The sequence below is a fragment of the Phytobacter sp. V69 genome (assembly GCF_965644215.1).
Classification (GTDB): domain Bacteria; phylum Pseudomonadota; class Gammaproteobacteria; order Enterobacterales; family Enterobacteriaceae; genus Phytobacter.
Window position 1 is genome coordinate 1 of the sequence record NZ_CBFFRL010000202.1, and the last position, 7933, is coordinate 7933.

Annotated in this window: 7 protein-coding genes; 5 read left to right on the forward strand and 2 right to left on the reverse strand. The window is 52.9% G+C overall.

Annotated features, from left to right (window positions below; translation table 11 throughout):
• Positions 1-200: 200 nt before the first annotated feature.
• Positions 201-1226: an L-threonine 3-dehydrogenase gene (tdh, locus tag ACSZPU_RS21020; protein ID WP_499002819.1), complete on the reverse strand. Its 1026-nt coding sequence runs from the start codon at positions 1224-1226 to the stop codon at positions 201-203.
• A gap of 9 nt (positions 1227-1235) precedes the next feature.
• Positions 1236-2432: a glycine C-acetyltransferase gene (gene kbl / locus ACSZPU_RS21025; RefSeq protein ID WP_499002821.1), complete on the reverse strand. Its 1197-nt coding sequence runs from the start codon at positions 2430-2432 to the stop codon at positions 1236-1238.
• 216 nt (positions 2433-2648) lie between these two features.
• On the opposite strand from kbl, the gene rfaD reads away from it, so the two are divergent.
• From rfaD to ACSZPU_RS21050, 5 genes are all read left to right on the forward strand, one after another.
• On the forward strand, positions 2649-3590 hold the full coding sequence (gene rfaD, locus ACSZPU_RS21030; RefSeq protein ID WP_499002823.1) for an ADP-glyceromanno-heptose 6-epimerase: 942 nt from the start codon (positions 2649-2651) through the stop codon (positions 3588-3590).
• Positions 3591-3697: 107 nt separating this feature from the next.
• The gene (gene rfaF / locus ACSZPU_RS21035) at positions 3698-4744 is read left to right on the forward strand and encodes an ADP-heptose--LPS heptosyltransferase RfaF (protein WP_499002825.1); all 1047 of its coding nucleotides are present in this window, start codon (positions 3698-3700) and stop codon (positions 4742-4744) included.
• 3 nt (positions 4745-4747) lie between these two features.
• On the forward strand, positions 4748-5716 hold the full coding sequence (rfaC, locus tag ACSZPU_RS21040) for a lipopolysaccharide heptosyltransferase RfaC (protein WP_499002827.1): 969 nt from the start codon (positions 4748-4750) through the stop codon (positions 5714-5716).
• Entirely contained in the window at positions 5716-6624 is a 909-nt protein-coding gene (locus ACSZPU_RS21045; protein WP_499002828.1) for a WaaZ-like lipopolysaccharide core biosynthesis protein, read from the forward strand. Before rfaC ends, ACSZPU_RS21045 begins: the two co-directional genes overlap by 1 nt.
• Positions 6602-7783 carry an O-antigen ligase family protein gene (locus ACSZPU_RS21050; RefSeq protein WP_499002830.1) on the forward strand — a complete coding sequence of 394 codons (1182 nt, stop codon included), beginning with the start codon at positions 6602-6604 and terminating at the stop codon, positions 7781-7783. Before ACSZPU_RS21045 ends, ACSZPU_RS21050 begins: the two co-directional genes overlap by 23 nt.
• Positions 7784-7933 lie beyond the last annotated feature (150 nt).

Below are 7933 nucleotides of genomic sequence, written 5' to 3' on the forward strand. Positions count from 1 at the left end.
TACAGCTCAGCTAAGGTAAGGCTAATACAGCTAAGGACTCCACTGAACCCCACCGATTAAATCGCACCTTCCTTAAACAGATCGTCAACGGACTTTACGTTCTAATGTAGAACAACGTTACGGAAATTGTGCTTTTTGTGCGATTTAAGAGTGGGAATGTGAGGGGGATAATAGAAAGACGCCCGAAGGCGTCTTTATTTTCAGTTCCAGCTAAGGATTACCTTACCGGACTGGCCTGAGCGCATGGCATCAAATCCTTTCTGGAAGTCATCAATGCCGAAACGATGGGTGATTATAGGGGACAAATCCAGCCCGGACTGGATTAATGCCGCCATTTTGTACCAGGTTTCAAACATTTCGCGGCCATAGATACCTTTAATAAATAGACCTTTGAAGATCACTTTATTCCAGTCGATAGCCATATCCGACGACGGAATACCCAGCATCGCAATACGACCGCCGTGGTTCATGGTATCGAGCATGGTGCGGAACGCGGGCGGTGCGCCAGACATTTCCAGACCAACGTCAAAGCCTTCGGTCATCCCCAGTTCCGCCATCACATCGGACAGGCTCTCTTTCGCCACGTTGACCGCGCGGGTGACACCCATTTTACGCGCCAGATCCAGACGGTATTCATTCACATCAGTGATAACCACATGGCGTGCGCCAACGTGTTTTGCTACCGCCGCCGCCATAATGCCGATCGGGCCTGCGCCGGAAACCAGCACGTCTTCCCCGACCAGGTCAAAGGAGAGCGCGGTGTGCACCGCATTACCGAACGGGTCGAAAATAGAGGCCAGATCGTCGGAAATATTGTCCGGGATTTTGAAGGCGTTAAACGCCGGAATCACCAGGAACTCGGCGAAGCAGCCTGGACGGTTGACACCCACGCCCACGGTGTTGCGGCACAGGTGCGTACGGCCAGCGCGGCAGTTACGGCAGTGGCCGCAGGTAATGTGGCCTTCACCGGAGACGCGGTCGCCGATTTTAAAGCCTTTCACTTCCTGGCCGATACCGACCACTTCACCCACGTATTCGTGCCCGACGACCATCGGGACAGGAATCGTTTTTTGCGACCACTCATCCCAGTTATAGATATGCACATCGGTACCGCAAATCGCGGTTTTGCGGATTTTAATCAGCAGGTCGTTATGTCCGACTTCCGGAGCCGGAACATCGTTCATCCAGATGCCTTCTTCCGCTTTCAACTTAGATAGCGCTTTCATCTTACGTCCTCAGGCGATGACGCCCAGTTGTTTACCGATGCGGATAAAGGCAGCCACCGCACATTCAATTTGTTCTGGCGTATGTGCCGCCGACATTTGAGTACGAATACGCGCCTGGCCTTTCGGCACCACCGGGAAGAAGAAGCCCGTCACGTAAATCCCCTCTTTTTGCAGCTCACGGGCAAAGTTCTGTGCCACTACCGCATCGCCCAGCATCACCGGGATAATGGCGTGATCGGCACCCGCCAGGGTAAAGCCTGCTGCACTCATTTTCTCGCGGAACAGACGGGCGTTAGACCACAGGCGATCGCGCAGCTCAGCGCCTGACTCCACCATCTCCAGCACCTTGATGGAGGCAGCGACAATCGCCGGGGCCAGCGAGTTGGAGAACAGATACGGACGTGAACGCTGACGCAGCCACTCGACCACCTCTTTGCGCGCCGCCGTATAGCCGCCGGACGCGCCGCCCAGCGCTTTACCCAGCGTACCGGTGATGATGTCCACACGGCCCATGACGTCGCAGTATTCGTGCGAACCACGACCATTGTCACCGACAAACCCCACCGCGTGAGAATCATCGACCATCACCAGCGCATCGTATTTGTCTGCCAGGTCGCACACGCCTTTCAAATTGGCGATCACACCGTCCATTGAGAACACGCCGTCGGTGGCAATCAGCACATGGCGAGCACCGCCTTCACGCGCCTCTTTCAGACGCGCTTCTAACTCAGCCATGTCGTTGTTGGCATAGCGGAAACGCTTCGCTTTACACAGGCGCACGCCGTCGATGATGGAGGCGTGGTTCAGGGCATCGGAAATAATGGCGTCTTCTGCGCCCAACAGGGTCTCAAACAGGCCACCGTTGGCATCAAAACAGGAGGAGTACAGAATGGCCTCTTCCATGCCGAGGAAGTCAGCGAGTTTCTTTTCAAGCTGCTTGTGGCTGTCCTGTGTACCGCAAATAAAGCGCACAGAGGCCATGCCGAAACCGTGGCTGTCCATTCCCGCTTTCGCAGCGTTAATCAGATCAGGATGGTTGGCCAGGCCCAGATAGTTATTAGCACAGAAGTTAATGACGTGGCTTCCATTCGCCACGGTGATATCAGCCTGCTGGGCTGATGTGATAATGCGTTCTTCTTTAAACAACCCTTCCGCACGTGCGGTCTCGAGGTCGCTCGTTAACTGCTGATAAAAATCCCCACGCATTGCAATTCTCCAGACTGGGCAAATTTCGGCACATATTACCCAAAGCTATACGTTGATACGAGATGACGCATCACCTGTTGAACATTTTGCAGCATAAATCACGTGTAAGATTATGGCCTGTCCGTGAATGGCTGTCGGGTGGGCGATGAGATGGTATGATAAGAATTATTAGTGTCTGAGATAGTCTCGGAGCTCCATAATTCAAAGGTCATAGTTATGATTATCGTTACCGGCGGCGCGGGTTTTATCGGCAGCAACATCGTTAAAGCCCTGAATGATAAAGGCATCACCGACATTCTGGTGGTGGACAATCTGAAAGACGGCACCAAGTTTGCGAACCTGGTGGATCTGGATATTGCCGACTACATGGACAAAGAAGACTTCCTTATCCAGGTTATGGCAGGTGAAGAATTCGGCGAAATCGAGGCTATTTTCCACGAAGGCGCATGCTCTTCCACCACCGATTGGGACGGTAAGTACATGATGGATAATAACTATCAGTACTCCAAAGAGGTATTGCACTACTGCCTGGAGCGCGAAATTCCGTTCCTGTACGCCTCTTCCGCTGCAACCTACGGTGGCCGCACATCTGACTTCATCGAATCCCGCGAATACGAGAAACCGCTGAACGTCTACGGTTACTCTAAATTCCTGTTCGATGAATATGTGCGTCAGATCCTGCCGGAAGCGAACTCTCCGGTTGTCGGTTTCCGCTATTTCAACGTCTACGGGCCGCGTGAAGGCCACAAAGGCAGCATGGCAAGCGTGGCATTCCACCTCAACACCCAGTTGAATAATGGCGAAAGCCCGAAACTGTTCGAAGGCAGCGACAACTTTAAACGCGATTTCGTCTATGTGGGTGATGTGGCGGCGGTAAACCTGTGGTTCTGGGAAAACGGCGTCTCCGGCATTTTCAACCTCGGCACCGGCCGTGCGGAGTCCTTCCAGGCCGTGGCAGATGCCGCGCTGGCGTACCACAAAAAAGGCAGCCTCGAGTACATTCCGTTCCCGGAAAAACTGAAAGGCCGCTACCAGGCATTCACCCAGGCGGATCTGACCAACCTGCGTGCAGCCGGCTACGATAAGCCATTCAAGACCGTTGCCGAAGGCGTAACGGAATATATGGCCTGGCTAAACCAGAATTCACAAAATCATTAAAGCGGTATCAAGGCGGCAACTGAGTGAATTCCCAGGAGCATAGGATAACTATGTGACTGGGGTGAATGAAGGCAGCCAACGCAGAGACAGCTTGAAGGATAAAGTGAATGAAAATACTGGTGATTGGCCCGTCATGGGTGGGCGACATGATGATGTCGCAAAGTCTCTATCGCACGCTCAAGGTGCGCTTTCCCCAGGCTTCAATTGACGTGATGGCACCTGCGTGGTGCCGTCCGCTGTTGTCGCGCATGCCGGAAGTGAATGAAGCGATCCCGATGCCGCTGGGCCACGGGGCGCTGGAGCTTGGCGAGCGCCGCAAATTGGGTCACAGCCTGCGGGAAAAACGCTATGACCGGGCATACGTCCTGCCAAACTCCTTTAAGTCGGCGCTGGTGCCGTTCTTTGCCAACGTGCCTCATCGCACCGGCTGGCGCGGTGAAATGCGCTACGGCTTACTGAACGATGTTCGCGTGCTCGATAAGCAGGCCTGGCCGCTCATGGTCGAGCGCTACGTCGCGCTGGCGTACGACAAAGGTGTGATGACATCGGCAAAAGATTTGCCGCAACCCCTGCTGTGGCCACAGTTACAGGTATCCGAGGGCGAAAAAACCCAGACCTGTGCCGCCTTTTCCCTCTCCGCAGAACGTCCATTGATCGGTTTTTGCCCCGGTGCAGAATTTGGTCCCGCCAAGCGCTGGCCGCACTACCACTACGCTGAGCTGGCAAAACAGCTGATCGATGAAGGCTTCCAGATTGTGCTGTTTGGTTCGGCGAAAGATCACGAAGCAGGCAACCAAATCCTCGCCACGCTGAGCGTTGAGCAGCAGGCCTGGTGCCGTAATCTGGCCGGGGAAACCCAGCTGGAACAGGCCGTCATTTTGCTCGCCTCCTGTAAGGCTGTCGTCAGCAATGACTCGGGCCTGATGCATGTTGCCGCGGCGCTCAATCGCCCGCTGGTCGCCCTTTATGGCCCCAGCAGCCCGGATTTCACCCCGCCGCTGTCGCACAAAGCGCGCGTGATTCGCCTGATTACCGGCTACCACAAAGTACGCAAAGGTGATGCAGCAGAAGGCTATCACCAGAGCCTGATCGACATTACCCCACAGCAGGTATTGAGCGAGCTGAACACCCTGCAGCTGAACGAAGAAGGATAACGAATGCGGGTCCTTATCGTTAAAACCTCTTCGATGGGTGACGTATTGCATACCCTGCCTGGGTTGACCGACGCGGTACAGGCCATTCCCGGCATTCGCTTTGACTGGGTGGTGGAAGAAAACTTTGCGCAAATCCCCTCATGGCATGACGCGGTCGACAGGGTTATTCCTGTGGCGATCCGCCGCTGGCGTAAAGCGTGGTTTTCCGCCCCCGTGAAAGCAGAGCGCCGCGCGTTTCGCCACGCCGTGCAGGCCGAATACTATGACGCCATCATCGACGCCCAGGGGCTGGTAAAAAGCGCCGCGCTGGTGACGCGACTGGCCCATGGCATTAAGCACGGGATGGACTGGCAAACCGCGCGCGAACCGCTGGCGAGCCTGTTTTACAATCACCGCCACCACATTGAAAAGCAGCAGCATGCGGTAGAACGTACGCGTGAACTGTTCGCCAAAAGCCTTGGCTACGCTAAGCCGAAAACGCAGGGTGACTACGCCATTGCCCGCCATTTTCCCAACAGCAGCAGCCTGAAAACCCCTTATGCCGTCTTTTTACATGCAACAACGCGTGATGATAAGCACTGGCCTGAAAGCCACTGGCGCGAGCTGATTGGCCTGCTGGCTGGCAGCGGCATGCGAATCAAGCTGCCGTGGGGGGCGCCGCATGAAGAGGCGCGAGCAAAACGTCTTGCCGAAGGCTATGATTTTGTTGACGTCCTGCCGCGTATGAGCCTGGAAAATGTTGCTCAAGTGCTGGCGGGGGCGAGATTCGTGGTTTCCGTCGACACCGGTCTGAGTCATCTGACGGCAGCGCTGGATCGCCCCAATGTGACGCTCTATGGGCCAACGGACCCAGGGTTAATCGGCGGCTACGGTAAAAATCAGCACAGCCTGCGCCCGGAAGCAGGAAACCGCACGGACGATATTTCTGCCGCTCGCGTTTATGCACATCTTCAAAGTCAGGCAGGGGTGTAATGGGATCACTCTTTAAGCAAATCTACCGTTATACGCGCCCGCGCAGTTTCCGCCATAACGAGAATCTCTGGCCGTGGACAAAAATCCAGCGAGCCGCCAGTGGTGAGATTTGCGCACTGAATTACATAGGGTTACCCGTTCCTCTGGTGTCACTCAGCGAGCTGAAAGACAGCGCAAAAGGGGAAGTCTTATTGACGGCCACCGGCCCGTCGACGCGACGTATTGATTTCAAAAAGCTGCCTGCTGATGTCCCGGTGATGGGGGTTAACGGTGCCTATTCACTGTCGCTGGATGTAAAATTCTCACTCTATACCATTGTAGATATGGAGTTTTTCGACAAACGCAGCGATATTATTCGCACCATTATTGCTGACAGCCGTATTTTGTTGTTTACCACCATGCACGGTATCGCCAAAATTCTGGATCGCTATCCGGCCGAGCTCAAATGCCGTTTAGCCCTGATTGAAGACGCCTGCTATAAAATCTATCAGCCAAAAGTTCAGCAAGACCGGAAATGGGAAGCCTATAACACCAGTGCGCCAATGCAGTTTTGCGATGGGCGCAACGATATCTGTTTTAGTACCGACATCCGCCAGGGGATTTTTGATGCGGGTACCGTCGTGTACTGGGCATTGCAGATTCTGAATTTTATGGGGTTTAACACGATTCTCATTAGTGGCCTGGATATGAACAACTTCCACCAGCCGCGTTTTTATGAGACAGCAGAAAATAAGTTACCGTCCTACCTGGAAACAAAAGTCGACAACCTTGTTATGCCGTCTTTCGCCCATGCAGCACGCATAATCAAAGAGAATAAGAGCACGGTCGTGAATTTTTCTTTAGACAGCGCAGTACCTGATGCAGTTTTTACTAAGGTATCTTTTGATGATTACTTCAACAATCGCTAAGCAGTCCAACACCGCTTATCCGGTTTTCTTTTATTTATTTCTTTTTTTTAGTGCCATTTTTTGTATTTCAACACGCGCTAACAACCTTTTTCACATCACGTTGGCATTATTTGTTCTGTCATTATTAAGCCGCCATAACCTGAGCATGCTGGCACAAAGCTGTCGTGGTAAAGGGCTGACATTTGTTGCGATCGTTGTTTTTGTTCTTTATTTCTCGCTGAGCAATTTCTGGGGAAGTAAACCGCCGCGTTTCAGTTCCACATTAACCCATGGCACTTATCTGTTTTTCTATGTCCTTATTCTGGGTACCCTGCTGGAAAACCCCCGGAGTCGGCACATTGCGCTCTTAAGCGTGGTCGCAGGGATTACCGTTCTGTCTGTGTACACTCTCATAACCGACTACTCGCTGGTGCTGACACTGCGTCAGGTCTCTCTCAGTAACCCTGGTCCGACGAATGTGATTGATTTAGCGGGCTATTGCGGCGTGGGTATACTGCTCTCCTGCATCCTTATGAAGGAGCAGAAGCAACCGTTTTACTGGATCCCGATCGTCATCCTGCTGTTTATGATGCTGCTTACACAAAGCCGTGGGCCGATTATTTCGCTGTTTATCGCCTTCCTGTTCACATTGCATCTCAAATTACTGACACGGCGCAATCTGGCTATCGGCGCAGGGCTGATTATCGTCTTCGCGGCAATCTTCTTCTTTACCTCGGCGGGCGATCTGCTCGTGGGACGCTTTGAGGCGCTCCGCACACAGAGTGGGCTGCGTTTAAGTATCTGGCAACATACGCTACAGGAAATGACCTCCCACTGGTGGCTTGGCCGTGGCTTTACTTTCGATCTCGATTTTATTAACTACAGCGGCGAGCACATTACCACGACCCACAGCGTCTACCTCGGAACCTTGCTGAAAGGTGGAGTTCTGGGTCTCTTCACCTTAGTGATAATTATCTGTTGTGGCCTGGTCTTCGCGATGGGTAAATATGTCAAAGACAAGCGTCACGAAGCCGCGCTGTTCATCTTTGCGCTGATATTTATGTCGTCTCAGGGGATGTTTATTATCAGTAATCCCAGAGAGTCCTGGATATTATTCTGGCTACCGTTAGCGGTTATCATCAGCCACAGCAAACCGAAAAACCTGTTTTATACCTTCTAAACAATAAAGGCCCAGAATATGGGCCTTTATGTTTTACGAGGAGACCGCATGTGATAATGGGCGGCAAATCTCATCTAAGGAAGGTGCGATTTAATCGTCAATTATGAGAACATAACCCTTTCTTTGACATAGACTTTTCACGATGCCCGC